Annotated in this window: 22 protein-coding genes; 9 read left to right on the top strand and 13 right to left on the bottom strand. The window is 69.8% G+C overall.

What is annotated here, in order from left to right:
• Positions 1-46: 46 nt before the first annotated feature.
• Together FL344_RS10490 and FL344_RS10495 are read left to right on the top strand one after the other, a co-directional pair.
• Positions 47-2,569: an AAA family ATPase gene (locus FL344_RS10490; protein ID WP_141618414.1), complete on the top strand. Its 2,523-nt coding sequence runs from the start codon at positions 47-49 to the stop codon at positions 2,567-2,569.
• Positions 2,566-3,435, top strand: a complete 870-nt coding sequence (locus FL344_RS10495; protein WP_228564931.1) for a Rossmann-like and DUF2520 domain-containing protein — start codon at positions 2,566-2,568, stop codon at positions 3,433-3,435. The genes FL344_RS10490 and FL344_RS10495 overlap by 4 nt, the downstream gene beginning before the upstream one ends.
• Here the strand turns inward: FL344_RS10495 and FL344_RS10500 are convergent.
• The gene (locus FL344_RS10500; protein WP_141618416.1) at positions 3,419-4,744 is read right to left on the bottom strand and encodes a hypothetical protein; all 1,326 of its coding nucleotides are present in this window, start codon (positions 4,742-4,744) and stop codon (positions 3,419-3,421) included. The two genes, FL344_RS10495 and FL344_RS10500, sit on opposite strands and share 17 nt — an antisense overlap.
• A gap of 89 nt (positions 4,745-4,833) precedes the next feature.
• Between FL344_RS10500 and FL344_RS10505 the strand changes: the two genes are divergently transcribed.
• Positions 4,834-8,238: a hypothetical protein gene (locus tag FL344_RS10505; protein ID WP_228564932.1), complete on the top strand. Its 3,405-nt coding sequence runs from the start codon at positions 4,834-4,836 to the stop codon at positions 8,236-8,238.
• Positions 8,239-8,300: 62 nt separating this feature from the next.
• On the opposite strand, the gene FL344_RS10510 is transcribed toward FL344_RS10505, so the two are convergent.
• The 8 genes from FL344_RS10510 to FL344_RS10545 all read right to left on the bottom strand — a co-directional run bounded on the left by FL344_RS10510 (position 8,301) and on the right by FL344_RS10545 (position 14,989).
• Entirely contained in the window at positions 8,301-9,059 is a 759-nt protein-coding gene (locus FL344_RS10510) for a hypothetical protein (protein ID WP_228564933.1), read from the bottom strand.
• Entirely contained in the window at positions 9,059-9,826 is a 768-nt protein-coding gene (locus FL344_RS10515) for a hypothetical protein (protein ID WP_228564934.1), read from the bottom strand. Before FL344_RS10515 ends, FL344_RS10510 begins: the two co-directional genes overlap by 1 nt.
• A gap of 2 nt (positions 9,827-9,828) precedes the next feature.
• Positions 9,829-10,305: a hypothetical protein gene (locus FL344_RS10520; RefSeq protein WP_141590039.1), complete on the bottom strand. Its 477-nt coding sequence runs from the start codon at positions 10,303-10,305 to the stop codon at positions 9,829-9,831.
• 101 nt (positions 10,306-10,406) lie between these two features.
• A complete protein-coding gene (gene nadD, locus FL344_RS10525) occupies positions 10,407-10,979 on the bottom strand; it encodes a nicotinate (nicotinamide) nucleotide adenylyltransferase (RefSeq protein ID WP_011554188.1) in 573 nt (190 codons plus the stop codon).
• A gap of 1 nt (position 10,980) precedes the next feature.
• On the bottom strand, positions 10,981-11,652 hold the full coding sequence (locus FL344_RS10530) for a hypothetical protein (protein WP_141590037.1): 672 nt from the start codon (positions 11,650-11,652) through the stop codon (positions 10,981-10,983).
• A gap of 3 nt (positions 11,653-11,655) precedes the next feature.
• The gene (locus FL344_RS10535) at positions 11,656-12,876 is read right to left on the bottom strand and encodes an exo-beta-N-acetylmuramidase NamZ domain-containing protein (RefSeq protein WP_141618418.1); all 1,221 of its coding nucleotides are present in this window, start codon (positions 12,874-12,876) and stop codon (positions 11,656-11,658) included.
• Positions 12,876-14,192, bottom strand: a complete 1,317-nt coding sequence (locus FL344_RS10540) for an adenylate/guanylate cyclase domain-containing protein (RefSeq protein ID WP_141618419.1) — start codon at positions 14,190-14,192, stop codon at positions 12,876-12,878. Before FL344_RS10540 ends, FL344_RS10535 begins: the two co-directional genes overlap by 1 nt.
• A gap of 68 nt (positions 14,193-14,260) precedes the next feature.
• Positions 14,261-14,989 (bottom strand): tetratricopeptide repeat protein, encoded by a 729-nt coding sequence (locus FL344_RS10545; protein ID WP_141618420.1) that lies wholly within the window; start codon positions 14,987-14,989, stop codon positions 14,261-14,263.
• 75 nt (positions 14,990-15,064) lie between these two features.
• On the opposite strand from FL344_RS10545, the gene FL344_RS10550 reads away from it, so the two are divergent.
• A complete protein-coding gene (locus tag FL344_RS10550; protein ID WP_141618454.1) occupies positions 15,065-17,470 on the top strand; it encodes an endonuclease MutS2 in 2,406 nt (801 codons plus the stop codon).
• Positions 17,471-17,489: 19 nt separating this feature from the next.
• Positions 17,490-17,669, top strand: a complete 180-nt coding sequence (locus FL344_RS10555) for a hypothetical protein (RefSeq protein ID WP_141618421.1) — start codon at positions 17,490-17,492, stop codon at positions 17,667-17,669.
• Here FL344_RS10555 and FL344_RS10560 read toward each other — a convergent pair.
• Entirely contained in the window at positions 17,666-18,466 is an 801-nt protein-coding gene (locus FL344_RS10560; protein ID WP_141618422.1) for a 4'-phosphopantetheinyl transferase superfamily protein, read from the bottom strand. The two genes, FL344_RS10555 and FL344_RS10560, sit on opposite strands and share 4 nt — an antisense overlap.
• A 158-nt stretch (positions 18,467-18,624) precedes the next feature.
• Here FL344_RS10560 and FL344_RS10565 point away from each other — a divergent pair, with 158 nt between their 5' ends.
• On the top strand, positions 18,625-19,392 hold the full coding sequence (locus tag FL344_RS10565; protein WP_228564935.1) for an ATP-grasp domain-containing protein: 768 nt from the start codon (positions 18,625-18,627) through the stop codon (positions 19,390-19,392).
• 34 nt (positions 19,393-19,426) lie between these two features.
• On the opposite strand, the gene FL344_RS10570 is transcribed toward FL344_RS10565, so the two are convergent.
• Complete coding sequence (locus FL344_RS10570; RefSeq protein ID WP_141618424.1) at positions 19,427-19,963, bottom strand: M48 family metallopeptidase; 537 nt, start codon at positions 19,961-19,963, stop codon at positions 19,427-19,429.
• 32 nt (positions 19,964-19,995) lie between these two features.
• On the opposite strand from FL344_RS10570, the gene FL344_RS10575 reads away from it, so the two are divergent.
• On the top strand, positions 19,996-20,589 hold the full coding sequence (locus FL344_RS10575; RefSeq protein ID WP_141618425.1) for a hypothetical protein: 594 nt from the start codon (positions 19,996-19,998) through the stop codon (positions 20,587-20,589).
• Between the two features lie 61 nt (positions 20,590-20,650).
• Here the strand turns inward: FL344_RS10575 and FL344_RS10580 are convergent, their stop codons facing one another.
• The gene (locus FL344_RS10580) at positions 20,651-22,003 is read right to left on the bottom strand and encodes a sigma-54 dependent transcriptional regulator (protein WP_141618426.1); all 1,353 of its coding nucleotides are present in this window, start codon (positions 22,001-22,003) and stop codon (positions 20,651-20,653) included.
• A 3-nt stretch (positions 22,004-22,006) separates the two neighbouring features.
• On the bottom strand, positions 22,007-23,296 hold the full coding sequence (locus FL344_RS10585; RefSeq protein ID WP_228564936.1) for a sensor histidine kinase KdpD: 1,290 nt from the start codon (positions 23,294-23,296) through the stop codon (positions 22,007-22,009).
• 490 nt (positions 23,297-23,786) lie between these two features.
• On the opposite strand from FL344_RS10585, the gene FL344_RS10590 reads away from it, so the two are divergent.
• Together FL344_RS10590 and FL344_RS10595 are read left to right on the top strand one after the other, a co-directional pair.
• The gene (locus FL344_RS10590; RefSeq protein ID WP_141590066.1) at positions 23,787-25,082 is read left to right on the top strand and encodes a TolC family protein; all 1,296 of its coding nucleotides are present in this window, start codon (positions 23,787-23,789) and stop codon (positions 25,080-25,082) included.
• Positions 25,079-25,825, top strand: coding sequence for an ABC transporter ATP-binding protein (locus tag FL344_RS10595; RefSeq protein WP_141590027.1), 747 nt, complete (start codon positions 25,079-25,081; stop codon positions 25,823-25,825). The genes FL344_RS10590 and FL344_RS10595 overlap by 4 nt, the downstream gene beginning before the upstream one ends.
• The last annotated feature ends 5 nt before the right edge of the window (positions 25,826-25,830 follow it).

Consider the following 25,830-nt stretch of genomic DNA (forward strand, 5'->3'; position numbering starts at 1 on the left):
CCCAAGAGGGTGTATTGCGCTCGTCTGGTCGCTTGCCGGAGTTCGAATGGTCGATAGCACGGACCTCGCGCAGGTCCTCCACGAAGCGAATGACATCGCACAGAGCGTGGTGCAGAGGGTCACCTCCGCCCACGTGCTCCTGGCGCTCTTCACGGTGGAGAACCGTGCTCAGCTGCTGCTCAAGGAGCGAGGCGTGGACGAGGACGCCATCCTCCAGCTGCTGACGGCCGCTCCCGCGGAGCCGGACAGCCTCCTCCGGGAGCTGCGCGAGAAGACCCGGGAAATCGCCTCCAATGTGGGCTCCCAGGAGGCGGACTGCCTCCACCTGCTCATCGCCGTGGCCCGGGTGCGCTGCGCGGCCCAGGAGCTGCTGCTGCAGGCCGGGCTGGACCTGGGCGGTCTCATGCGCGTGGCGATGTCCTATTTCACCAGTGGTCACATGCCGCGCCGCCTCCAACTGGGCCGGTCACAGACCCTGGGCCCCCGGCCCGCGAGCCGCCCCCTGGGCGCGCCGCCGTCTCCCCTTCCGGCGTCCGCCATCACGCTGAGCCTGCCGCGCTCCCGGCCCGGCGCTCCGCCGTCGTCGCCCCCGCCCTTCACCGCGCCGCCATCGCCGCCGCGCTACAGCACGCCCGCGCTGTCGCCGCGCGATCTCATCGACGTGGACGAGGAGCCGGAGGCGCCGCCGCCCGCGCCCGTGGCACGCGCCGCGCCGTCCCCTGCCCCGACCTCCAAGGCCGCCCCTGCACCCGCAGGCCGGCCGGCTCAGTCCGCCGCCGCGTCGCCCGTGCTCGACGCCAAGGCCTACCCCCTGCTCACCTCGCTGGGCCGCAACCTGAGCCAGGCCGCCCACGAGGGCAGCCTGGACCCGGTGGTGGGCCGCGCGCGCGAGGTCGAGGAGGTCATCGACATCCTGGGCAAGCGGCGCACCAACAACCCCTGCCTGCTGGGCGAGCCTGGCGTGGGCAAGACGGCGGTGGTGGAGGGCGTGGCACAGCGCCTGCTCGAGCTGCGTGGGTCGCTGTCGGAGAAGGTGCTGGTGGAGCTGGACATGGCCACGCTGGTGGCCGGCACGCAGCTGCGCGGCTCGTTCTCCGAGAAGCTCAACGCGCTGAAGGAAGAGGTCCGCCGCGCCGAGGGCCGCGTGGTGGTCTTCATCGACGAAATCCACACGCTGGTGGGCGCGGGCTCCACGGGTGACGGTCCGCAGGACGCGGCCAACGAGCTGAAGACGGCCATGGCGCGCGGTGAGTTCCCCTGCATCGGCGCCACCACGCACGACGAGTACCGCAAGTTCATCAGCACCGACCCGGCCCTGGAGCGCCGCTTCACCGCCGTGGTGGTCAACGAGCCCTCCGTTCCGGAGACGGTGGAGATCCTCCGCGGCATCATCGGCCGCTACGAGGAGCACCACGGGCTGCGCTACACGCCCGAGGCGCTGGAGGCCGCGACGTCCCTGGCCAGCCGCTACGTGACGGACCGCTTCATGCCGGACAAGGCCATCTCCGTGGTGGACCTGGCGGGCAGCCGCTGCCACCGCGAGGGCCGCGACGTGGTGGAGCCCTCCGACGTAGCGCGCGTGGTGGCCAAGCTCGCGGGCGTCCCCGAGGAGCGCCTGCTGATGAACGACTCGTCGCGTCTGCTCCGGCTGGAGCAGGACCTGGCGGAGCGCGTCATCGGGCACTCGGAGGCAGTCACGCGCATCGCCCGGGTCATCCGCCGCAACTACGCGGGCTTCGCGTCGCGCCGCCCCATGGGCAGCTTCCTCTTCCTGGGCCCCACGGGCGTGGGCAAGACGGAGATGGCCCGCGCGCTGGCGGACGTCCTGTTCGGCAGCCGCGACTCGCTGGTGCGCCTGGACATGAGCGAGATGTCCGAGCAGCACGGCGTCTCGCGCCTCATCGGCTCGCCCGCCGGCTACGTGGGCTTCGGTGAGGGCGGACAGCTCACGGAGCCCGTGCGCCGCCGGCCCTCGTCGGTGGTGGTGCTGGACGAAATCGAGAAGGCGCACCGCGAGGTGCAGATGCTCCTCCTCCAGGTCCTGGAGGAAGGCCGCCTGACGGACGGCAAGGGGCGCCACATCGACTTCTCCAACACCGTCATTGTCATGACGACGAACCTGGGCGCGGAGGCCTTCTCCCGCACCGGCCGCCCGGTGGGCTTCGGCGCGGATTCCGCAGGCCCCGGGGACGCCATGGACATGGCATCTTCGGTGGCGCGCAAGGCGCTGCCGCCGGAGCTGTGGAACCGCATCGACGAACGGCTCCCCTTCCGCCCCCTGGCGGAAGTGGAGGTGGCACGCATCGCGACGCTGCTGCTGGAGGAGAGCAGCAAGCGCCTGACCACCGAGCGCGGCATCGAATACGTGGCGGGCGACGACGTGGTCGGCCACCTGCTGAAGTCCGGCGGCTTCGACCCACAACTGGGCGCGCGCCCCATGCGGCAGATGGTGCAGCGGCTGGTGGAGGGCCCCCTCGCGGAGCGCATCCTGTCGGGTGAGTTCGTCACGGGCGACCGCGTGCGCATCGCGGTGAACTCCGGACAGCTCCAGTTCCAGCGCGAGCGATGAGCCCCGGCCCCCGCCGCCGCGCAGGGCCTTCGAAACGGCGCCCACCCGTCGTGATTGTCGGGATGGGCCGCCTGGGTGGCGCCCTCGGGCTGGCGCTCCAGGCGAAGCGCTGGCCCGTGCGCATCCACTCCCGCACGGAAGAAGGCCGCGAGCGCGCGACAGCGCTCGGCTTGAAGACGGCCGCTCCCGCGGACCTGAAGCGGGCCCGCGTCATCCTCCTGTGTGTTCCGGACGCGGCGGTACCCGCCGTCGCACAGGCGCTGTCCACCACCCTCCCCCGCACGGCCGCACTGGTGCACACGGCGGGCGCGCTCTCGCTCGATGCGCTGGGCACGGCCAAGGGCCGGAGTCGCGGCTCGTTCCATCCGCTCTGCGCTGTCTCCTCGCCGCGTGACTCGCTGGCGGGCAGCACCGTGGCGGTGAGCACCCCGTCACGCACGCTGCGGGGGGTGCTGCGGCAGATGGCGGCGGATGCGGGGCTCCGCGTCATCGAGGTGCCAGAAGCCCACCGCGCAGCCTACCACGCGGGCGCGGTGCTGAGCGCTGGAGGCCTGGTGTCGCTGGCGGATGCGGCGGTGGCGGCCCTGGGCGCCGCGGGAATCCCGCCAACGGACGCACTGGCGGCCCTGTTGCCACTGATACATTCGGCGCTGAGGGGATTGGAGACCCGGGGTCTCGCGGGGGGCCTCACCGGACCCATCGTCCGCGGAGACTCTGGCGTGGTGGCGGCACACCTGGGGGCGCTCCCCGCGGACGTCGCGCCCCTCTATCGACTGCTGTCGCTGCGCGCGCTGGGGCTGGCCGGAGACCGGCTGGAGCCCACGTCGCGCGCCGCGCTGGAACGGCTGCTCAAGCCGTCAGGATGATGGAACCCTGCAGGGCCTTGCGCACCACGGCCAGGGCCTGCTCGGACGCGGCCTCGGCCTCGGTGAGCCGGCGCAGGGACAGCTCGCCGCCCTGAACCTGCGTCACGGAGCGCTTCAGGTCGGAGAGCAGCGTCAGCGCGGCCTGCAGCATCTCCTTGCCCTGCGGCGACTCGGTGGCGGGCTTGCCGGCCGCCTTCGCCACGTACTCCGTGAAGCGCTGGAGCGTCTCCGCCGTCTTCGCGGGGTCGAACTGCTCCAGCAGCGGCTGGATGCGCGAGGCGTTGATGCGGATGAGGCGAAGCGCGCCCACCCGGCCAAATCCCGGGTGCACCAGGCCGATGTCACTCATCTCGAACGCGCCCAGCAGGCCCTCGTCGGGGGCCTTGTGCGCGTGCGGCACCAGGTCCACGAAGAGCGGCAGCGGGTCCGCGCCCTGGCGGAACATCTCCAGCTCCTCCTCGTCCAGCGGCGGGAAGTTGGCCGGGGTGCCGATGAACAGCAGCGGCAGCACCAGGTCGTGCCAGAAGTCCTCGGGCGCCGAGCCCGTCCCACCGATGGTGCCGAACAGGTGCGCCATCAACTCCGCCAGACGCGGCGCGCGCTCGGCCTGGTCGATGAGCGACTTGGTGGTGTCCAGGCGCTGGAGGGACTGCACGATCTGCCCCTCGAACTGCTGGCGCGCCTCGGGCGGCAGCGGCGGCTGAGTGCGGCCCAGCGCGTTACGCACGTCCCGAGCGAGCCCGTCCGGCTTCGTCTCCAGGGCCGTGGCGGCCTTCTTCGGGTCCAGGACGACGAACTGGAGGAACCCGGGGTCGAAGAGGCGCTGGTAGTCCACCGGCGTCAGCTTGGGCGCCTGGCCTCCCAGGGCCTGCGCCGGGTTGCCGCCAAAGCGGGCCTGTCCCAGCGAACGGCGGATGTCCGCGGCCAGGTCTTCCAGGCGGGCCAGCTTGCCCTGCCCCAGCGAATCCATCACCGCGCCGAACGGCGACAGCATGATGATGGCCTCCGGGAAGCCCAGCGTGGCGCCCTCCGGCGAATCACGGTTGGGGAACCAGAAGGCTTGGTGCTCCTGGATGAGCCGCAGGGCGAACGCCCCCGCCAGGCCCAGCGCGATGGTCTGGTGCTCCGGCTTGTTCACCTGGAACTGGCCGCCCGTCAGCTGCGCGATGGCGGGTTCAATATCCATCCAGGACGCCTGGAGCAGGTCGACCGGCTTGCCGGTGGCCTGCTCCAGGGCAGCGGCGACCTGCATCTGGGCATTGTGAACGTGCTGCGGAACGGGATGCGCCTGGGTGGCGGGTTCGGACATGGCGGAATCCAGACTCGGAAATAGGAAGGCGACGGGGCCATCCCTTACCGTGAAATTCGCGGTCGTGGCTACGATTTGTGGCCTGTAGGATGGCCCGCATGCCCGCTTCCCGCTGGTGGCTTCGCTGGGCTGTCCTCGCCACCTGTTTCCTGCTGACAAACGGCGGGTGTGCCTTCGTCACACCCCGTTTCCCCCAGAACATCCAGGCCTCGTTCGCTCGGGACGAGATGCGCAAGCTCACCACGGAGTCCCTGGAGCTCTACTACCCCGCCCAGCTCCGGGGCGCGGCCCTGCGCATGGCGTCGCGGCTGGAGGGCTGCGTGGCCCGCCTCCAGGAGCAGACGTGGCGGAAGAAGAAGCGGGACCGGGTGCTCGTCTACCTGACGAGCTCCAACTTCAACAACGCCTACGTGGTCCCGGACTACGCCAGCACGCCGCAGCAGATGGTGATGCCTTCCCACCTGACGCTGGAGCTGTTCCACCTGTTCAACCTGGGCGAGGTGGACGTCGGCGACGTGGCCTGCCACGAGGCCGTCCACTACGTGCAACTCCAGCAGACGGACGGGGTCTGGGGTTTCCTCAACCTCGTCACCGGGGGCCTGTTCCAGCCCAACTCCTATACGGAGTCGTGGTTCCTGGAAGGACTGGCCACCTACTACGAAGGGCAGTTCGAAAAGGACGCGGGACGCCCCCACAGCCCCATCTGGCGCGGCTGGTACGACTCCGTGGTGCAGGCCACCGGAGGGTGGCTGAACCCCGGCTACCTGTCCCCCGAGCAGCGCGCGCTGGACCCGTTCGGCGGCAACTACATCACCGGCATGCACTTCGTGGAGTACCTCGCGAAGCGCTACGGGGAGGCGAAGCTGTGGAAGCTGGTGGATGAACAGGGCGGCTCCTTCGTGCCTCCGCTGGCGGTGACACTGCGCTTCAAGCGCGTGTACGGGCGGGACATTGGCTCGCTGTTCGCGGAGTACACGCAGTCTCTGCGGGAGAGCCTGCAGGTGCGCGAGCGGCCCTCGACACAGCGAACGTGGGTGTCCGACGCGGGCTACTTCTCCCGGCTGGCCTCGCACGCGGCCAGTGGAGTCACCGCGACGGTGGGCGTGGGCCGGGAGCGTTACACGCGGCTGACGGTGCTGGAGCCGGATGGCCGCGTGCGCTTCGAACGGCCGCTGGTGGAGCTGCTGCCCGGGCGCCGCTGGGTGCTGGGCTCCCCGACGCTGGTCAGCGGCATATCGTTCAGCCGCGATGGCGCATGGCTGTACCTGGTGATGGCCGACCTGAACACGGAAGGGGGCTACACGGCGAAGCTGTGGAAGGTGGATGCGCGCACGGGTGACGTCGTTCGGCTCTGGGATGACGTGATGGGGATGGGTGGCAGCATCACGCCGGATGGGACGGCCTACGTCTACGTCCGCGTCGATGGGGATTCGGCCAACGTGGTGCGGCTGGATCTGGAGACGGACACCCGGAAGGCCCTCACCGACTTCGGCGCCAGCACCTCCGTGGGGCCGCCCGCGGTCGCACCGGATGGCGAGCGGGTCGTCTTCCCACTCTCAGGGGACGCGGGTTGGGACCTGGTCCTGCGGGAAGCGGATGGACGCCTTCGGTGGCTGACGCGCGATGGCCGATTCAACTACTCGCCCCGGTGGCTGGATGATGAACGCCTCGTGTTCCTCCGGGAACATGAGGGGCGACTGCAGGCCCACGTCCTCACGGTGGCGACGCGAGAAGTGGTTCGCATCACGGACGCGCCGCACCTGGTGATGGACGTTCATCCCGTGGGAACCGAGGAAGTGGTGTTCCTCAACCGGGACGGTCTGAACTTCACCATCGACCGCGCCCCACTGGTGCCCATTGCGCCGGTGGAGACCGACACTGGCACCGCGCAAGTGGAGGTGGCAGGGCACGCAGTGCTGGCGCAGGCACCCCACCCTTCAGCTCCGTCTCTCGAGACCGAACCCGGAGCACCCCGGCTCCCTGATGTGCCCACGGAGACTCCGGCATCGGAGTCGGAACAGGCCCCTACGGCCGCACCTTCCGAGTCCGAGTTCGCCGCGTTCCCCATGCCCGGCGCTCCGGTCCAGCCCGATGCGGCGCAACCGTCCTCACCGGCAGGGACCGCGCAGGGCCATGGAGCCCCGCTATCCGGACAGCCTTCCACCAGCGATGAGGCGTCACCACCGCCAGAGGCCGCGGCGGACCACGGAGCATCCCCCTCCGAGGAGCCGCCCACCCGTACCGCCGAGGGCGCTGTACCTCCACCGCCTGCCCCTCAGTCGGAGCAGCCTGCCACCGAGGACACCGCACCGCCGTCCCCATCTCCCGCGGCCGAAGACGCGCCCACGGCGCTCACGGGTCTCGACGGTCCTGTCGAAGCCCCGCCTGACCCAGGCACGGAGCTCCAGATTCTCTCGGACGAGCCCTACTCACCGTTGGAGCGCTTCTTCATCCCCGAGCTCCGCGTGCCCTACCTGCTCGCGGGAGCCGACCCCGACAACACGGATGACACGTACACGATGGGCGGGTTGGCCCTGGCGGGACAGGACCGGCTCGGCTTCCATGCGTACTCGCTGCTGCTCTCCTTCGACACGCGAGAAGACGCCCCCAGCCTCTCGCTGGCCTACGGCAACGCACAACTCGCGCCCTGGTACATCCAGGTTTCAGGCGCGTACATCCGCCAGAATCAGCGCACGGATCTCCAGGCCACGACCTTCGCCTCGCGCTCGTTCTGGACGACGCCGGTGACCTTCGGCGTGCTGGCGCTGCGCCGCGAGTACGACGCCACGGACCGCTTCCCGCGCATGGTGACGCGCATCGTCGGCCCGGAGGTCTCCATGTCGTACTTCGCGGGTGACGCCACGTCCTACGGCAGCACCCAGCGCGGCCTGGGCATGACGGCCGCCGCGGGTGTGTACCCCGGCGCATTCCTCAGGGACTCCACCATGGGCGATGTGCGCCTGGGACTCGACGCCTTCACGGGGGGCCTCCCCTTCACGGGGCGCGACAACCTCCGCCTTACCGCGGTGGGGCGCTTCCTCCCCGGCGCGCCGTCCGGGCTGCTCCAGGTCGGCGGCCTGAGAGCGGGGCAAATCTGGTACACCAACCGCGAGAGCCAGCAGACCGGCCCGCTGCCCCTTCAGTTGCAGCCGGGCATCGCCTTCAGCGAGTACCTGCGCGGCTACGAGGACCTGGAGATTCGCGCGCGCGACGCGCTCATCGGCTCCGCGACGTACCAGTACCGGGTCCCCATCGACTACGGATGGGCCTCCACGCTGTGGCTCTTCCCGTCCCTCTTCGTGCGCGACGTCGGCGTCGAGGCCTTCGGCTCCCTGGCCCGCACCGACAACCGCGCCAACCACGCGGCCGTGGGGGCCTCGGCGTCACTGCACCTCACCTTCGGGCAGGCGGTTCCGGTGTCCCTCTACTACCAATATGCCTACCGCTTCGAGCAGGGCCTGGACCACCTGCACCTCATCGGCTTCGGCCTCTGACTCGGGCTTGCCCCTCAACCTGCTCGCGAATCACGAACTTCGGTTGAGCGCTCGCATGTCGCTTACAGCTCCTCGTCCTTGCAGAGGTCGTCCTGCAACTCCGTCAGCGCCTTCCGCGCTCGCATGGGCTGACAGGTGTTGGCCAGGAAGTAGGACGAGGCGCCCACCGTCGCGCGCTTGAGCTTCGCGCCGAGCGCCGACCAGCACCATTCGAACGCCACCTTCCTCGCATCACCCGCGCGGGCATCCGTCGCGGGCAGGTCCAGTGCGGCCAGCACCGCCTCGGCGAGCGCCTCGTCCTTGCAGGCGCCAGCCTCCTTCCCACCTCGCACCGCCGAGGCGAAGAGCGGCATCGCGACGTAGGCGAAGTGGCCCCGCTTCACGAGCCGCGCGGCCTGGAGCATCGTCTCAGCGCTCGCGTCACCCGTCAGCTCCCGGTACGTGTCGATGCAGCCACTCCGCTCGAGCTCGAGGCAACGCTCCAGGTCCTTCAATCCTCGCGCATCGCGCGCCGAGGCGAAGCCGGGCGCCTTGGCGAGGAAGGCATACCGCTGCCCCAGCGCGCGCGCCTTCCGGGCGGTGGCGAACGGGTCCTTGTCGTCCGAAGCCACGGCCGATTCGACTTCGGCCGTCGCCGCTTCCGTCACGAGCGCGCGCCATGCGTCGGAGCGCGTGGCGGGAGGAACCTCCTCCGCGCGCTCCAGCAGCTCCGCCCAGGACTTCTGCACGGCCAGCGCTCGGAGGTCTTCGAGCGTCGCGGCCGGGCGAGCCAGCACCGGCGCAGCCAGGAGGTACACCAGCACCATGGGCAGTCGACGCATCACTTGAGCCTCCCGTTCAGGAACGCGGGCCCCTCGGCCGCGCCCCCTCGAGTGGTGGTGAAGATGAGCGCGTCGGCCCCCCGCTCGAACGCGAGCGCAGGCCCGAAGCGACAGGTGAGGACCGTGACATCCTTCAAGGCGGCACAGCGAGCCCGGGCCCGCATCGCGAGCGGCGCACACGCCGCCCAGACGTCCAGCTCCGCCATCACCGCATCGTCGAAGGTCTTCCAGTCGAACGTGAAGGTCGGTGACGTGCCACACGCCTTGCGCAGCGCCGCCATGGCCTCGGCGGCGCGCGCGGTGTACTTCTTCTCCAGGTGGGGCCAGGCCTTCTTCTCGAAGGCCGCGATCCGCCCGGACTCCCGTTGCAGCAGATGCGCGGAAAGCACTTCGGAGGCAGACGCCTTGTCCGTCGCCTCCTGGCTGAACTTGACGCGGAAGGATGGCTTCCCGGGAACGAAGGCCTCGTAATCGCCAGCACGCTGGGACAGCAGCACCCAGTCCGCGCCGCGATGACGAACGACGTAATCAATACCCCGCCCCGTGTCCCGGGCCTTGCCGCGCACCGAGAGGCCATCCTGCTCGGAGTCGGTGCCCTGAAGCCGCAGCACCACCTCCGACGCCTCCCGGGGCGCCAGCGTCACGACCTCGATGGACTGCCCGTCGGTGCCCCGATAGACCTTGAGGGCCAACGACTCCAGTGACTCCGCCGCCACGGCCCCGTGGGCCCACAGCAGCAGGAGCATCATCGCCATCCCCCGCGCCATGCTCAGTTCAGCGCCTTCTCGAGGGTCGCCTTGGTGTTGTCCTCGATGTTCGTGTGGTCCACGCTCATGCGGTACGTCAGCGTGCCCTTGTCGAGCGAGAGGTTCCGCAGCGTCGCGTCGTTGGTGCCGTCCTTCTTCTCAGGCGGCTTGACGCCACCGAACAGGCACGACACGCCGGTCACCTTCTTCGCAATCGCCTTCTTGTAGGCCGGGCGCTCGCACATGCTGGTGACCCCATTGATGGCCGCCTCACAGTAGGAGCCATAGCTCGAGTTCGCCCAGGCCTCCGGCTTGAAGTTCTGGAAGTCGGTCTTGACGGTGAGCTTGGTGCCACACTTCTCGTTCGCGGCGGCCAAAGCCTCGGAGATCTTCTCCTCGAACGACGCCTTCGCCTCCTCCTGCGCAGGCTTGAGATCCTCCTCGGCGAAGGCAGACGTCGACAGCAGGGCCACGGCAGCGAACACGAGCTTTGAATTCATGCGATGTTTCTCCAGGAAAGAACGGCCATCGCGAGTTTCAAGCTGCCCTGGTTTTTACGCAAGGTATCAACGGAATAGAAACCCCGTAGGGGGCGGCGGCGCTATGGCGTCCGCTTCAGGCCATAGAGGCCGTGCTCGCGCGCATAGGCAATGGCGCGCGCGGGCACTAGGTCCGACGGAGCCTCGCCGCGCGCGAGCAGGTCGCGAATCAGCGTCGACGACACCTCCGCCAGCGGCGGCCCCAATGTGTTCGGCGCCGGGTACCCCGCGCGGTTGAGCACCATCACCCGCGACAGTTCCTCGATGCGGTGGAAGTCCTTCCAATGCGGAAGGTCGCGCAGGATGTCGCTGCCGATGATGATCGACCAGCGGATGTCCGGATGCCGCGCCACCAGCAGGGTCAGCGTGTCCACCGTGCGGCCGGAGAGCCCCGGCTCCTGCTCGATCCGGCTCGTCTTCAGCCAGCCCGATGTCTCCGCGCACAGCGCATCGCACATGGCGACGCGATGCTCGAAGGGCTCCATCTGCTTGCCGAATGGGTGCTGCCAGGACGGCATCAGCCACACCTCGTCCACGTCCTGGGTGGCATGGACGTACGTGGCGGCCATGAGGTGCCCCACATGGGGCGGGTTGAACGAGCCTCCGAGGAGCGCGACCTGCACGGCGGGCCTCACGTCACTTGAGGGACAACTTCGGGGACTTCTTTTCCAGAACGATGACCTGGGGCTCCACTATCGCGTGCCCATCCAGGCGGAACGCGGAGAAGCGCAGGTTCCGGTCTACCTTCTCCAGGAGCGCGCACGTCTGCTCGGCGGCGCCCACCAGTCGCCCCGGCGTCAGGAAGTAGCGCGGGCCAATCTGCACCACCTTGGGCTCCGGCTCCTTGCCGTGAACGAAGAGCAGCGCGTTGAGCAGGTCATCCCGCGTCAAATCGTTCTTGTCGTGCACCACGCAGCACAGCGTGTCCCCCATCAGGTCCATGACCTTGTTGTTGATGGAGGGGTCTCTGTACTGGAGCGATTCGCGCTCGGGCACGCGGATGAAGCGCTCCATGACGAGCCGGCGGTCGTCCTCCGACGCCACGTCCGCCGGGGCCTCCGCGCGCGACGGCGTGCGGGGCAGCGCGTCCTGACTGCCCAGCCAGTTCGTCACGTCCGCCAGGAAGTCCGCGTCCGAGTACTCACGCCCGCCCCGGCTCTTCTGCCGCCGCCACAGCACCCATTCATCCAGGTCCGTGTAGCGCGCGCCCGCGAAGAGAAAACGCCGCGCCCCCTTGGAGCGCAGCAGTTCGTAGGCCGCATCGAAGGCTTCGAGGTCCCCATGGCTGTCGGAGAAGACGCCGATCACGCCTCAAGCGTATAGCAGGTAGGACGTCCTGTGACGTGCGAACGTTTCCGTCTGAGCGGAGAACCCCTCCAGCAACCGCTCCAGCGGCCACCCCGCCTCGATGCCTCGGCGCACCTGGTCCGTCCCGCAGAGCAGGTCGAAGGCCGGCACGTCCTCGACGAACTCGTAGGCATCCGCGCGCCAATCGAACGAGCCCGGGCCAATGTCATGCAGCGCCTGGAAGATGGCGACGCCGGTGCGCAGGGGCTGGAAGGCCTCCCGGTCCGTCACGTGGATGAAGGCGCCGTTGCAGGACTGCCCCGTGTACTTGTCGAACGTCGGCGTGAAGCCCACGGCCCGGAAGGCGACCCCGGGCAGATCCTCCTTCGCCAGCCGCGCCAGCAACTGGTCCGTGTCCACCCACGGTGCCCCGAACTGCTCGAAGGGGCGGCAGGTGCCACGGCCCTCCGAGACGTTGGTGCCCTCGCCCAGACACATGCCCGGGTACACCAGCGCGGTGTCGGCGGTGGGCATGTTGGGCGACGGCGAGATGAAGGGCAGCCCCGTCTCCGACCAGAACTGGCCGCGGCGCCAGCCTTCGCACGGCACCACCGTCAGCTCGCAGCCGAAGCCCTCCTGGACGTTGAAGAGGCGGGCCAGCTCCCCCGCCGTCATGCCGTGGCGGTTGGGCAGTGCGTACAGGCCCACGAAGGAGCGGAAGCCCTCCCCCACCAGGTTGCCTTCCATCGCCACGCCGTTGAGTGGGTTCGGCCGGTCCAGCACGTAGAAGGGCACGCGGGCCTTCGCCGCGGCCTTCATGGCCAGCGCCATGGTGTAGACGTAGGTGTAGTAGCGGCTGCCCACGTCCTGGATGTCGAAGACGAGCGCGTCCAACCCCTGGAGTGACTCCTGCCGGGGCGACAGCGATTCGAAGGTGGAGCCGTAGAGGCTGTACACCGGCACGCCGGTGCGGCGGTCCTTCGCCTCGTCCACGGCGACCATGTACTGCGCCTCACCCCGGATGCCGTGCTCCGGGCCGAAGAGCGCAGCCAGCGTGACGCCGTTCGCGCCCGACAGCAGGTCCGCCAGGTGGCGGAAGCGAGCATCCACGCTGGTGGGATTCACGATGGCGCCCACGCGCTTGCCCTTCAACGCGGAGAAGCCCTGCTCCACCCACACGTCCAGTCCCGTCTTCACCTTCGTCACGGCGTTCCCTTCCTCAGCCAGCCCCGAGGGCCGGCACATCAACGCTCCTTGAAGCCCTTGAGCGCGTTGTCCGCGGCCACCTTCGAGTCGCACTTGGAAATGCCGAACAGGCCCGTCCGCACCCCGTCATCGGGCCCGCCGTCGGACTTCAGGTCCTCCAGCGCGCTCACCGCCCGCTTCAACTGGAGCCGGCCTACCGTGGACGCGGCATCCGAGCGCACGTCGCATCGCGCGTGCGACAGCATCTCGATGAGGCGGTCCTCCGCGGCGCGGCTGCCGGCCTTCACGGCCGTGGCGTAGACCTTCAGCGCGTCATCGGGCTTGCCCGTCGCTTCCGTCAGACGGCCCAGCAGGAAGTTGCGCCGCCCGGAGTCCTCCTCCTTCATGATGAGGGTCCGAACGTCCTTGGCCAGCGCGGTCCGCTCCTCCTCGGGCGCCCGCTCCACCGCCTTGATGGCGCGCACCGTCTCGTCGCCACTGAACGCCAGCATCGCGACGCCCGCGAGCACGATGGCCGCGCCCACGCCCACCAGCACGCGGTGCTTCTGGACCTGCGGCGGAAGCGTCGCCATGCCGCGCGAGAAGAGCGAACCGCCCACCGTGCGCGCCTGCCGCCCGAGCTCCGCGGCCTGCTGGCCCAGCACCGTGGCACCCGCGGCCGCGCGTTGGCTGATGACCGCGGCGCCCGCCGCGGCCCGCTGCCCCAGCACGGACAGGTCCACCTGCGCCCCCGGTGACGACGGCTCCGCCACGCGGGACAGGGCCAGGTTCCCGAAGGGCGGCATCGATTCGGAGCCCGGCGCCTCGGCGATGGCGCTCGCCGCGGGGGCCTCCACGCGGTACGGCGCCCGGGGCACGTGGAAGACGCGAATCTTCCCCGGGATGCCCTTCAGCTCGTAGGCGCCCACTTCCTTGGAAGGCACCTCGGCCTTGTTCATCGCCAGGTAGACGGCCTCGGTGAAGTACACCTCGCCCGCCTCGGCGATGCCCTCCACCCGGGCGGCGATGTTGACGGGCTCGCCGAAGATGTCGTTCCCGTCCAGCCGCACCTCGCCCACGTTGATGGCCACGCGGACGTGAATCTGCTCCGACACCTCCACCGTCCGGTTGTGGTGCCACAACCGATCCTGGATGGCGATGCCGCTGAGCACCGCCTGGGTGGGCGATTCGAAGGTGACGAGGTACGCGTCACCGATGGACTTGACGATGCGCCCGCCAAACGCCTTGAACAGCGGCGCCAGCAGGGCCTCATGGACCTGGAGCAGGCGCTGGTTCTCCTCCAGCGTCTGCCGGCTGGTCCGCTCGGTGAAGCCCTTGATGTCGGTGAAGACGATGGCGAGGTTGGCGGTCTTCAAAGCCCGCGCAGTCTATGCGCCACCGTCGATGGTGCAATCGTAACTGCGTACCGAATGACTGCTCGCTGTCAGCGACGTGATGGTTTGAGGTCTCGCATTCGCCGCTTCGGAGGGGCTTCCAGCGCTGCGCGGACCCGCTCCGCGAGCTGGGGCCGCCCCGTGCGCGTGTAGAAGTCGGCGAGCCGCCGGAGGACCAGCGGACTGGCTGGCTGGAAGCCTCGCGCCGCCAGCAGCTCCTTCTCCGCGTCCAGCAGGCGCTCCTGCTTCTCCAGCACCTCCGCCAGCTGGAGGCGCACCTGCACCCACTCCGGCTTCAGCCGCGCCAGGTAACGCAGGTGCAACTCCGACTTGAGCAGGTCCCCCATGTCCAGCCAGAGCGTCCCCAGCCGGAAGCGGGCCTCCTCGTAGGAGGCGCGCAGCTGGACGGCCTGCTCGTACGCCTGGACGGCCTGCCGGCGGTCATCCCGCTCCTCCCACAACAATCCCCGCAGGTACCAGGCGCGGGGATTATTGGGAGCCTGCTGGAGCGCGGCGTTCAGGTGGGACTCCGCCTGATCCAGCGCGCCTCCCGTCTTCAGCAGGAGCCGAGCCATCTCCAACCGAGGCAGCTCCCACGCGGGTTGAGCCCGGACCAGGGCCTCCAGCGCGGCCAGGGCGCCCACATCATTCCCATCCGCTTCCAGGGCCAGGGCCTCCGGGAGCGACACCACCGTCCGTGACGAGGCCGGTGTCAGAGCAGAAGGCTCCGCTGCGTCCGTCGCGCCCGCCAGCAAAGCCACCAGGATGACCCACCTCATGTGCGGCTGATAGCAGAGCCGACCCGGGCGCCTCAATAGATCCTCTTGACGGCCGAACGGCCGCGCATGAAACCCATGACCGTGCAGATATCGCAAAGAACGCTGGAAGACCTGGGCTTCGCGGATGTGCTCCGCGCGTTGGCGCAACGCTGCAGGACGGAGCCCGGCAGAGAGCGAGTGCTCGCCCGGCCCTTCCTGGACACCCCCGAGGCCGTGGCGGAGGCCCTCGCGCTCGTCGCCGAGACCCGGTCGTTGTCCCAGGAGCAGTTCTCCCTCCCCTTGGGTGGCGTGACGGACCTGCGGACGCCCATCGGCCATGCGGCCAAGGGCGGCATGCTGGAGCCCCGCCAGCTCATCGACTCGGCGCAGCTCCTGTTCGCCTTCGTCCGCACCCGCGAGGCACTGGACGAACGCCGGGCCCGCGTCCCCCGGCTGGTGGAGATTGCCCGCCGGCTGCCCTCGCTGGAGCCGCTGGCCCGCCGCATCGACCAGTGTTTCGAACCGGACGGTGAGATCTCCGACCGCGCCAGCCCGGAGCTGCGCGAAGCCCGGGACCGCGCACGTGGGCTCCATCGCCGCATCAAGTCGCGGCTCGACGAGATGCTCCACGACGAGGCCTTCCTCCCCAAGCTGCGCGAGAACTACTACACGATCCGCAACGGGCGTTACGTGGTGCCGGTGGTGGCCAACTACCGCTCGGAAGTGGACGGCATCGTCCACAACGCCAGCCAGACGGGCCAGACGCTCTTCATGGAGCCCCAGGCCATGGTGGGCCTGGGCAACGACCTCGCCATCGCCCAATCGGAGGTGGCCGAGGAGGAGCGCAAGGTGCTCCAGGCCCTGAGCGACCAGCTCGGCCGGGAGTCGGAGCGCATCCTGGAAGGCCTGGACGCCGTGGCGGAGCTGGACGAGGCCGAATCCGTGGCCATCCTCTCCGCGGACCTGGGCGCCAGCATGCCGGCCTTCGAGAACGTCACGGACATGCAGCTGCGGCAGCTGCGCCACCCGCGCCTGGTGCTCAAGGGCGCCGAGGTGGTGGCCAACGACGTGACGCTCACGGGCGATGCGAAGGCCCTGGTCGTCTCCGGCCCCAACGCGGGCGGCAAGACGGTGACGCTGACGGGCGTGGGCCTCTGCGCGCTGATGCTCCGCGCCGGCCTGCCGATTCCGGTGGCCGAAGGCTCCCGGATGCCGCTGTACCGCTCCGTCCATTCCACCGTGGGTGACGCGCAGGACCTGGAGCAGGGCCTGTCCACGTTCAGCGCGCACGTGGTGATGCTGCGCGACATCATCGGCGCCGTGGGCGAGGGCTCACTGGTCCTCATCGACGAAATCGCCGCGGACACCGACCCGCGCGAGGGCGCGGCCATCGCCATCGCCGTGCTGGAGGAGCTGATGTCCAAGGGCGTGGTGGTGCTCGTCACCACACACTTGGAGGAGCTGAAGGCGCTGGCGCACATGGACCCGCGCTTCCTCAACGCGCGCGTGGGCTTCGACTCGAAGCGCATGGCCCCCACCTACCGGCTCCAGATTGGCGCCGCGGGCCAGTCGTCGGCCATCGAGATGGCGGCGCGCGTGGGCCTGCCCCAGAACGTGTGCGAGCGCGCCCGGGAGCTGTCCGTCAATGCCGGCGGTCCGCTCACCAAGGCGCTGACGGCGGCCGAGGAGGAACGGCGCAAGCTCTCCGAGGAGCTGGAACGCGCCCGCGTGGCGGCCCAGGAGGCCGAGGCGCTCCGGGCCGACCTGGAGAAGCAGAAGCAGTCCTTCGAGCGCGAGCGCCGCGCCCGGATGATGCAGTTCAACGACGACGTACATGCGGCCAGCGAGCACGCGGCGGCGGAAGTGCAGAAGCTGCTGACGAAGCTTCGAGCCGAGCAGAACGAGAAGGCCCTCGCCGAGGCCCGGCAGCAACTCCAGCAGCGCGCGGACGAGGCGCTGAAGCGCGCCCAGGCCGCCAAGGCGGAGCTGTTCCAGGTAGAAGCACCTGGCCCGGCCAACCTGAAGGTGGGCGCCTGGGTGCACCACTCGGGGCTGAACCGCGATGTGGAAATCCTGGAGCTGGCGGACAACCACGCGGTGGTGTCCGCGGGGGGCGCGCTGAAGATGCGCGTGCCCATCACGGAGCTGTCGGGCGCGCGCACGCGCAAGCCGCAGCAGGCGAAGTTCCCGGAGCGGCAGAAGCAGGATGCGGCGCTCAAGCGCGCGGCCTCCGCGGCTCCCTCCGAGGTGGAGGCCACCCATTTCCGCTGCGACGTGCGCGGCATGCGCGCGGACGACGCACTGGCGGAGCTGGAGTCGTTCCTGGACCGCGGCATGCGCAGCGGAGAAGACGCCGCGCTCGTCATCCACGGCCATGGCACGGGGGCGCTCAAGCAGGCCATCCGTGACTACCTGGCCGCGTCTCCGTACATCCGCATGTACCGGCCGGGTGAAGGCCACGAAGGCGGCGACGGGGTGACCGTGGTCGCCCTGCGCGCCTGACCGCACCCGTGATACGGCCTTGAAGCATCCAGGGCCGGAGGTGGCTGGAAACGGCTGCCTCCGGCCCTTCGTCTGTCAGGCCAGCCCGCGCGACCGCCAGCGGAGCCGCGGTGTCCACGCCCACGCGCTGGAGCGTGAAGCACTGGAGCTGCGCTGGCGCCAGCGCAAGTCAGGCGCGGCGACGGAGCTGGTGGCCTAGCTTCGAGACACGTCGCGACCAAACACTTGGCGGATGCGCTCCAGGTCCGCCGGTGCGACATGGAGCAGCGAGTGCTTGGGGGACACCACCGCGAGAACGTACCCGCCGAGCACCCAGGCACGGGCTCGGTACTGGGCGAAGTTGCGGAAGAGGCAGCCGTAGCCTCCCGCGACATGCCCCTCGAAGGCGTCGACCTCCAGGACCTCGAACGGAGCGGTGAGCCCGCAGCGCAGGGCCTTGGAGAGCGCTTCCTTCATGGTCCAGATGACGTTCGCCGCCAGCTCGCCGCCGCCGGGCGAGTGACGGACCATGGCCAGCTCGCGCTGCGGCATCACGGATTCGAAGACGTCCGTCCGTTCGGGAGAGAGCTGCTCGACGTCGACGCCAACGATGTGCTCCGGCCCACACGCGACCGCTGCCGCCACCGAGCGCGCGTGGCTGAGGGAGACCACGGGCGAATCCCCTCCCGCGCCCTTGACCACCGGGTGTTCAAAGACGCCGGGCGCGATTTCGACCGCGTGCATCGGCACCTGGACGCCGAGCCCGCTGAGGGCGCGTTTGGCTGCGTAGCGCCCCAAGAAGAACCCGAGCCGTCGCGAGTCCGCGCGAAAGCCCTCCAGTCGAGCCCGCTCGTTCGGATGGAGCAGTGCCAACTGCGCATCGTTGATGGCCGCAGCGGACTCCTGATGGACACAGGCGAGCACCGCCGGCACCGGCACACCGTGGCGCACCATGCCGAGCGACACCGTCGCGGAGGACTCCAGTCCGAGCGGGTCGTGATGGTCAGAGCCGGTCATGGTGCTGGATTCTGTGTCAACCCGCCCGGGACCTCAATCACAGCCGATCCCCTGGCCCAGGGTGAAATCACGGCAGTGTCGTCAGATACCCGGCTCACGTGGAAAGCCGTCAGTTGGCATGCACCGCGAACGTCCCGACGCCTTTCTCCGAGGCCACCATGCATTGGGTCGTCCAGCACAACCTGTTCAACGAGCCTGGCTTCCACACGCTGATGGGCGTGCTGCGGCGCGGCGAGATTCCGCACACCGTCGTGAAGGTCGTCCCGTTCGATGGCGGTGTCGAGCCGACCGTCGACGTCGACGGGCCCGTCATCGTGATGGGCTCCCTCAGCCTGACGCGTTACGCGAAGCGGAGAGGCTGGACGCCGGGCGCGTTCCTCAACGACAACTTCGACTTCCGGATCTGGCGCGAGAAATTGGGCCACCACCTGCTCAACGCCGATGCCCAGGTCCACCGCTTCGGGGACGTTCCACCGAGGGAGGGGCCCTTCTTCATCCGCCCCTGCCTGGACGACAAGTCCTTCTCCGGCATGGTGACCACGTGGGACGACTTCAACGCGTGGCGGGCGAGCGCCCTCGCATTGGGCGAAGGCGCCACGGTCGATGCCGACACCTGGGTGGCCGTCAGCCCGCTGAAACACATCCAGCGTGAGTACCGCATGGTCGTCGTCGACGGGCGTGTCGTCACTGGCAGCCGGTACAAGCTCGGGGACCGAGTTGCGTCGTCTCCCGAGGTCGAGCCCAACGTTCATGCCTTCGCCCAGGCCATGGCCGACACCTGGACGCCAGACCGGGCCTACGTCCTGGACGTCTTCATGCACGACGGCGGCCTGTACGTCGGGGAGCTCAACAATCTCAACGCAGCGGGCTTCTACGCCTACGACGTCGCGAAGATGGTGGACGCCATCGAAGCGATGCCCTGGTAGCGCGGTCCGGGCATCGACCCGCGCGTGTCCCGGCTCAGGACACGCGCTGGTGCTCCGCGAGCACGTCGTCCAGGGCCTGGGCCTGCAGCTTCACGTCGGGATCCGAGTCCGCCAGGGCCTTCGCGGTATGAATGCGAGCACGCGCGGCGTCCGACTTCGCCAGGGCCATGGCCATGAAGAGGTGCGCCCGCGTGTCCTCGGGGTGGGCCTCCAACACAGGCGTGAGAACCTGTACCGCCCGTACGTCCTCTTCCCGCTCCAGCAGCGCCATGGCCAGGTCGTGCGCCGGGCCCGGCTCCGACGGCGCTCGGGCGTGGGCGTGCTCCAGCAGTTCCACGGAGCGTGCGCGCTCACCCGCCAGATCCAACACGCGAGACAATCCGTGCATCACCGCCACGTCGCCGGGGGACTTGCGCAGCGCCTCTTCCAGCAGACGGCGGGCTTCGGCCACATCCCCTGCGTCCAACCGGGCCATTCCGTCGCGATAAAGGTCCGTTCCCACTGAGTTCTCCTGGCACCACGCGGTGCGTCGGTCATTTCCACGCAACTTCAAGTCTACAAACTGCGACAAACTGAGAGGAAGCTTTCCCCCCGGACTTCATCATGCTCGTTCGAAACGCCCCCGTCTCGGCCCGCCGCCCGGCGAACTCCCCATCGGAGTCGCCTGCCGCGGAGAAGCCCAACGCCGCCGCGGTCCCCGCGGCCATCCACCAGAAGGACTCGTTCAGCAACACGACGACGGCGCTCCAGCGCACGGCGAAGGTGGGTGCGGCGCCCGCGGGCGACCATGGCAAGCTGATGATGGAGTACCTGACCGGCGCCCGCCCTCCCCCGGCGGACTTCGAGCAGGTCATCGGCTACAAGCCCTACGCCATCCAGACGCCGCACGGTCAGCGGATGCAGGACCCGCTGGGCTACGCCTCCGTCCCGCTGAAGATCGGCCCGGACAAGGAGTTCGACCCCGCGGCCAAGACGCACGACTACGGCTACGACCTGCTGCGCTACTTCGAGAAGAAGGGCACGCCGCTCGGCCCCGATGCGCGCAAGGCCGCCGACGCCCTCTTCCGCAAGGACATGTTCGACTACGCGAACGACCAGAAGGGCGCGCTGAGCCGCTTCAAGTACCGCTCCTGGGCTCAGATCTACGCCACCGCAGTGGAGCTGAACTCGGTGCGGCAGGGCCACGGCCCTCCGTGACCCCCGCGTAGGTTGCCGGGGCGCGCGGCGCGGAGTCGCTTCTCCGCGCCGCTCGATGCGCTCAGGGCGACTCGTAGCGCCGCAGCTTGTCGTACAGCGTCCGCAAGCCAATCCCCAGCCGCTGCGCGGCACGCTTGCGGTTCCCCGCCTCGTCCGCGATGGCCTGCTCAATGGCCCGTCGCTCCAGCTCCTCCAGCGTCAGGCTGGGAAGCCGGCCCCCCTCCGAGACGGGCGCATCCACCACGGGCCCCGCCGCGCCCGTCGGATCCAGCCACAGGTGCCGAGGCTCCACCACCGGCCCATCCGCGAGGATGGCGGCCCGCTCGAGCGCATTGCGCAGCTCGCGGACGTTACCCGGCCAGGTGAACGCTTCCAGCCGCGCCACGCCCTCCGGTGACAGGCGCAAGCCCGGACGACCCAGCTCATCGCCAATGCGGCGCAGCAGCAGCTCCGACAACGGCCGCAGATCCTCGCGCCGCTCACGCAGGGACGGCAGCCGGATGGGGAACACGGCCAGCCGGTGGTAGAGGTCCTCGCGGAACTCACCGCGCGCCATCATCGCCTTGAGGTCGCGGTTGGTGGCCGCCACCCAGCGCACGTCGGCTTCCAGGGTCCGCGTACCGCCCACGCGTTCGAAGCGGCGCTCCTGGAGGACGCGCAGCAACTTGGCCTGGAGCTCGGCCTTCAGCTCGCCGACCTCGTCCAGGAAGAAGGTGCCTCCCTGCGCCAGCTCGATGCGGCCGCGCCGCTGGGCCACCGCGCCGGTGAACGCGCCCTTCTCGTGGCCGAAGAGCTCGCTCTCCAGGAGCGTCTCCGTCAGCGCCGCGCAGTTGACGGCCACGAAAGGCCCGTCCGCGCGCTCACTCCACTGGTGCAGGGCCCGCGCCGTCACCTCCTTGCCGGTCCCGCTCTCCCCCACCAACAGCACCGTGGCTTGCGTGGGCGACACCTTCCGGAGCGCTTCCACCACCGGATGCATGGCGGGAGCACCCCAGCTCAGCTCCACCTCGCCCGCCGACTGCCGCGCCTCCGTCTTCCAGTTGAGCAGCGCGCGCCGCTCCAGGGCCCGCGCCACCGTCAGGCGCAGCTCGGCGGGGCTGCCCACCGGTTTGAGCAGGAAGTCGAAGGCGCCCGCCTTCATCGCCGCCACGGCGCTCTCCACCGTCCCCACGGCGGTGAGCACCACCACCTCCACGTCAGGCTGCTCCTCGCGCACCTTGCGCAGCAAGGTCAGCCCGTCCATCCCAGGCATCCGCAGATCCGTGAGCAACAGGTCCACGCCCTGCCTCGCCATCAGCCGCGCGGCCTCTTCGCCGTCGGCGGCCACCGTCACCGAGTGCCCTTCGTACTCCAGCGCCTCGGCGAGGAACGAGCGCACACCCTCTTCATCATCCGCTACCAGGATTCGCGCCATCGCTCAGGCTCCTCTCGCGGGAACGGTGAGACGGAACTCCGCGCCGCCGCCCGCATGGCTCCGCGCGCTCACCGTGCCACCGTGCAGTTCGACGATGCGGCGGGTGATGGCCAGCCCCAGGCCCACGCCGCGCACGCGGCCCGTGATGAAGGGCTCGAAGATGCGCTCCTCCTCCCCCGCCGCGATGCCGGGCCCGTGGTCCTTGACCGTGAACACCAGGGACGTGTCCTCCCGCTCCACGGTCGCCTCCACGCGCTTGCCTTCGGGGCTGGCCTGGACAGCGTTGCGCAGCACGTTCTCCAGCGCCTGCTGCAACCGGCCCGCGTCCAAAGGCAAGGGCGTGCGGTCCGGCAGATAGCGAGCCTCCACACGCGCCGCGCCCGTGCTCTCCACCGCCGCGCGGAGCACGTCGTTGGGGTCCGCCTCCACGCGGCGAAGCTCTCCGCTGGCCACGAAGCCCAGCAGGTCGTTCATCAACTGTTCCAGCCGGACGGCCTCCGACACCACCCGGTCCGCCTTGGGCGCCAGGACGGCGTCACGCTCCACGCGCTCGGCGAGCAACTGCGCATGCCCCTTGAGCGAGGCCAGCGGGTTTCGAAGCTCATGCGCCAGCACCGCGGACATGGTGCCCAGGGCCGCCAGCCGCCGGCCGCGCTCCAGTTCCTCCGACAGCGCCTCCCGCTGCGCCAACGAGCGCGAGAAGGCGAAGGCCAACGCCAGGATGCCCACGCACGAGGCCACCGCCACGCCCAGCAGACGCTGCGAGCGCGACTCCAACGCCAGGGCGGTGAGCGGCTCGAACTCGTAGACCATGCGCAGGTGCTTGCGCGGCTCCTGGGAATCGCCCTGCGCCGCCATGGCGCGGACCTCCTCCTGTGTCAGGGGACCGAAGGCGGGACGGGGCCGGCGGAGGCGGCTGACCAGGCGCGCGCGCCCCCCTTCGACCACCAGCGGCGAGCCCTCATGAAAGAGAAGCCGCCCCAGCTTCACCTCCCCGGCTGACGCCAGCACCTGGTCGTCATCCATGACGGCCACGTAGCGCAGGCCGCCCTCCCGGTGGGATTCCAGGAAGGCGTCCAGCGCGGACGAGTCCGGGAGCCCCTCCGTGTCGCGGAAGGCCTCGAAGCCGGCGACCATGATGACGTTGGCCATGCCCCGGGTGACCAGGGCGGACGACTCCAGCGCGGTGTTCCGGATGAACAGCGCCGCGGACATCAGCACCACGCACATGAGCACCGCCGCCACCCAGGGCGCTCGAGGCCCAAGCGGCCGCCACCAGGGAGCGCCGCTCATCGCCGACCTCCGCTGTGGGGACTCCAACTCCATCGCACACCTCCACAGGCTGCGAACTCTGCATGCGGAGTGCGGAATCCGCACTCTCTTCTGTCGGTGCCGCGCGCCTCGGGAGCCGTCGGTCGTCCGAGCGTGAGAGGGTGCATGGGGCGTTCTCCTGGGGATGGAGGGCGGCCACGTGGCCGCTGGCAGGACGAAGGAGCAGGCGCGAAACCTCGGCGCGCCCACAGGTCGCCCTGCCCAGTGCAATCACGGGGCCCAGGCCCGCTGTTCAGGCTCGAAGCGCGCGGGCCCTGGGGAGGCCCCGAGGCGGGCATGCGAAGATGGCCGGTATCGCGTGCGGAATCCGCACTCGCACTGCGGTTCCCGCAGGCCCGGCGCCACTTTCCCTCCACATTTCCATGGGTTGGACCGTGGCAAGGCAAATGCAGTGGCCCGGCTTGCGATGAAAAACGCACAGACACCGTGGTGGAAGCGGCAACCCTACCGGATGACGGCCCTGGCCCTGGGCTTCCTCGGGCTGGTGACGGCGCCCGGCGTGGGTCTGGCCCAGGCAACGACGACGATGACGACAGTCTCCCTGGAGGAGGCCATCGCCCGGGCGCTGAAGACGAGCCCCCAGGTGGCGCAAGCCGCCGGCACCGTCACCACGACAGGGGCCGCTGAGCGCAGCGCGTTTGGAGCCTACCTCCCCAACCTGTCCGCGAGCGCGAACACCTCGCTGGCCAGCAGCCAGCGCCTGGACCCCACCACGGGCGCGGTGTTCAACGCCCCCAGCGACACGTACAGCGCCGGCTTGTCGGCCTCGTGGAACGTCTTCACCGGTGGCCAGCGCGGCGCCACCAGCAAGCAGGCCCAGGCACGCTCCAGCGCCGCCCGGGCCGGACTGATTGCGCAGCGCGCGTCCGCGGTGCTCGACGTGGAGCGTTCCTATTACGAAGTCCTCCGCGCTGGGGGCCTGGAAGAGGTCGCAAGGTCCCGCATCGAGCGCGCGAAGCAGAACGCGGAGGCCGCGGATCGGCGACTGGCGGTGGGCTCGGCGACGCGCTCCGACGTGCTGCGGGCGAAGTACGACCTCACCGCCGCGCAGGAGGCCCTGCTCTCCGCGCAGACCCAGCACGCCGCCGCGGCCCTGTCGCTGGGCCGGCTCATCGGCGAGGACGGACCGGTGGACGCGCAGCCCTTGGAGCTCCAGGACGTGTCCACCTTCGCGCTCACCGACGAGGCGCTGACGGACGAAATCACCGCCCAGGCGCCGTCCATCCAGGCCGCGGAGGCGGACCTTCGGGCGGCGGAAGCCAGCGTGAAGGTGGCCAGGTCGTCCTACCTGCCCACGGTGCGTCTCTCCGGCGGTTATGACTGGTTCAATGACGAGCCCGCCTTCAACGGAGGCCGCACGAGCTGGTCGGTCCGGATGGGCCTGTCCTACCCCATCTTCGACGGCTTCGTTCGCGAGGAGCGCGTGGTGAGTGCGCGGACGCAGGCGTCGGTGGCCCAGGCCACGCTGTCGGATACCCGGCGCGCGCTGCGCTCGAGCGTGGGAACGTCCCTGAACCAGCTCAAGCTGGCGTCGAACCGCATCGCCCTGGCCACGGAGTCCGTCGCAGTGGCCCAGGAGGACCTGAAGGTGCAGCAGGAGCGCTACAAGCTGGGCGCCACGACCATCATCGAGCTGCTGACGTCCCAGGAGAACCTGGTGACGGCGGAGATCAACCTGGTGGCCTCCCGCTTCGACTACCGGATTGCGCGCGCGGAGCTGGAAGCGCTCGCGGGGAGGCCGCTGTGAGCACGTCCAACCATCCCCAACAGCAGGCGGGCACGGGCCCGGCGCGGGACATCTCCGACGTGGTCATCCGCGTGGAGGGCCTGCGCAAGGACTACACGATGGGCTCCGAGGTGGTGCGCGCGCTGCGCGGCGTGGACCTCACCATCCGCCGCAATGAATACGTGGCCGTCATGGGCCCGTCCGGCTCCGGCAAGTCCACCTTCATGAACCTCATCGGCTGCCTGGACGTCCCCAGTGAAGGCCAGTACTGGCTCAACGGCCAGCCGGTGGCGGGCATGTCTGAGAACGCGCTGGCGCGCATCCGCAACCGGGAGCTGGGCTTCGTGTTCCAGAGCTTCAACCTGCTGCCCCGCGCCTCCGCGCTGGACAATGTCGCCCTGCCGCTCATCTACGCGCGCATCCCCAAGAAGGAGCGGCGCGAGCGCGCGGCGGCGATGCTGGACAAGGTCGGCCTGGGCGCGCGAATGGACCACCGGCCCAACGAGCTGTCCGGCGGTCAGCGCCAGCGCGTGGCCATTGCCCGCGCGCTCGTGACGCAGCCCGCCCTGCTGCTGGCGGACGAGCCCACGGGCGCGTTGGACAGCCGCACGGGTGAGGAGATCATGGCCCTCTTCGGCGAGCTGCATGGCCAGGGTCAGACGCTGATGCTCGTCACCCACGAATCGGACATCGCGGCGCATGCGCAGCGGGTGCTGTTCCTGAAGGACGGCGTCATCGAACGGGACGAGCGGAATCGGGACTGAATATT

Origin of the sequence: Myxococcus sp. AB036A, assembly GCF_006547355.1 — a bacterium.
Taxonomy (GTDB): domain Bacteria; phylum Myxococcota; class Myxococcia; order Myxococcales; family Myxococcaceae; genus Myxococcus; species Myxococcus virescens.

Bases quoted from the DNA above. Each gene is read 5' to 3' on its own strand.
- FL344_RS10490 (WP_141618414.1), top strand. From the start codon at position 47: ATGGTCGATAGCACGGACCTCGCGCAGGTCCTCCACGAAGCGAATGAC.
- FL344_RS10495 (WP_228564931.1), top strand. From the start codon at position 2,566: ATGAGCCCCGGCCCCCGCCGCCGCGCAGGGCCTTCGAAACGGCGCCCA.
- FL344_RS10500 (WP_141618416.1), bottom strand. From the start codon at position 4,744: ATGTCCGAACCCGCCACCCAGGCGCATCCCGTTCCGCAGCACGTTCAC.
- FL344_RS10505 (WP_228564932.1), top strand. From the start codon at position 4,834: ATGGCCCGCATGCCCGCTTCCCGCTGGTGGCTTCGCTGGGCTGTCCTC.
- FL344_RS10510 (WP_228564933.1), bottom strand. From the start codon at position 9,059: ATGCGTCGACTGCCCATGGTGCTGGTGTACCTCCTGGCTGCGCCGGTG.
- FL344_RS10515 (WP_228564934.1), bottom strand. From the start codon at position 9,826: ATGGCGCGGGGGATGGCGATGATGCTCCTGCTGCTGTGGGCCCACGGG.
- FL344_RS10520 (WP_141590039.1), bottom strand. From the start codon at position 10,305: ATGAATTCAAAGCTCGTGTTCGCTGCCGTGGCCCTGCTGTCGACGTCT.
- FL344_RS10535 (WP_141618418.1), bottom strand. From the start codon at position 12,876: ATGTGCCGGCCCTCGGGGCTGGCTGAGGAAGGGAACGCCGTGACGAAG.
- FL344_RS10545 (WP_141618420.1), bottom strand. From the start codon at position 14,989: ATGAGGTGGGTCATCCTGGTGGCTTTGCTGGCGGGCGCGACGGACGCA.
- FL344_RS10550 (WP_141618454.1), top strand. From the start codon at position 15,065: ATGACCGTGCAGATATCGCAAAGAACGCTGGAAGACCTGGGCTTCGCG.
- FL344_RS10560 (WP_141618422.1), bottom strand. From the start codon at position 18,466: ATGACCGGCTCTGACCATCACGACCCGCTCGGACTGGAGTCCTCCGCG.
- FL344_RS10565 (WP_228564935.1), top strand. From the start codon at position 18,625: ATGCATTGGGTCGTCCAGCACAACCTGTTCAACGAGCCTGGCTTCCAC.
- FL344_RS10575 (WP_141618425.1), top strand. From the start codon at position 19,996: ATGCTCGTTCGAAACGCCCCCGTCTCGGCCCGCCGCCCGGCGAACTCC.
- FL344_RS10580 (WP_141618426.1), bottom strand. From the start codon at position 22,003: ATGGCGCGAATCCTGGTAGCGGATGATGAAGAGGGTGTGCGCTCGTTC.
- FL344_RS10585 (WP_228564936.1), bottom strand. From the start codon at position 23,296: ATGAGCGGCGCTCCCTGGTGGCGGCCGCTTGGGCCTCGAGCGCCCTGG.
- FL344_RS10590 (WP_141590066.1), top strand. From the start codon at position 23,787: ATGACGGCCCTGGCCCTGGGCTTCCTCGGGCTGGTGACGGCGCCCGGC.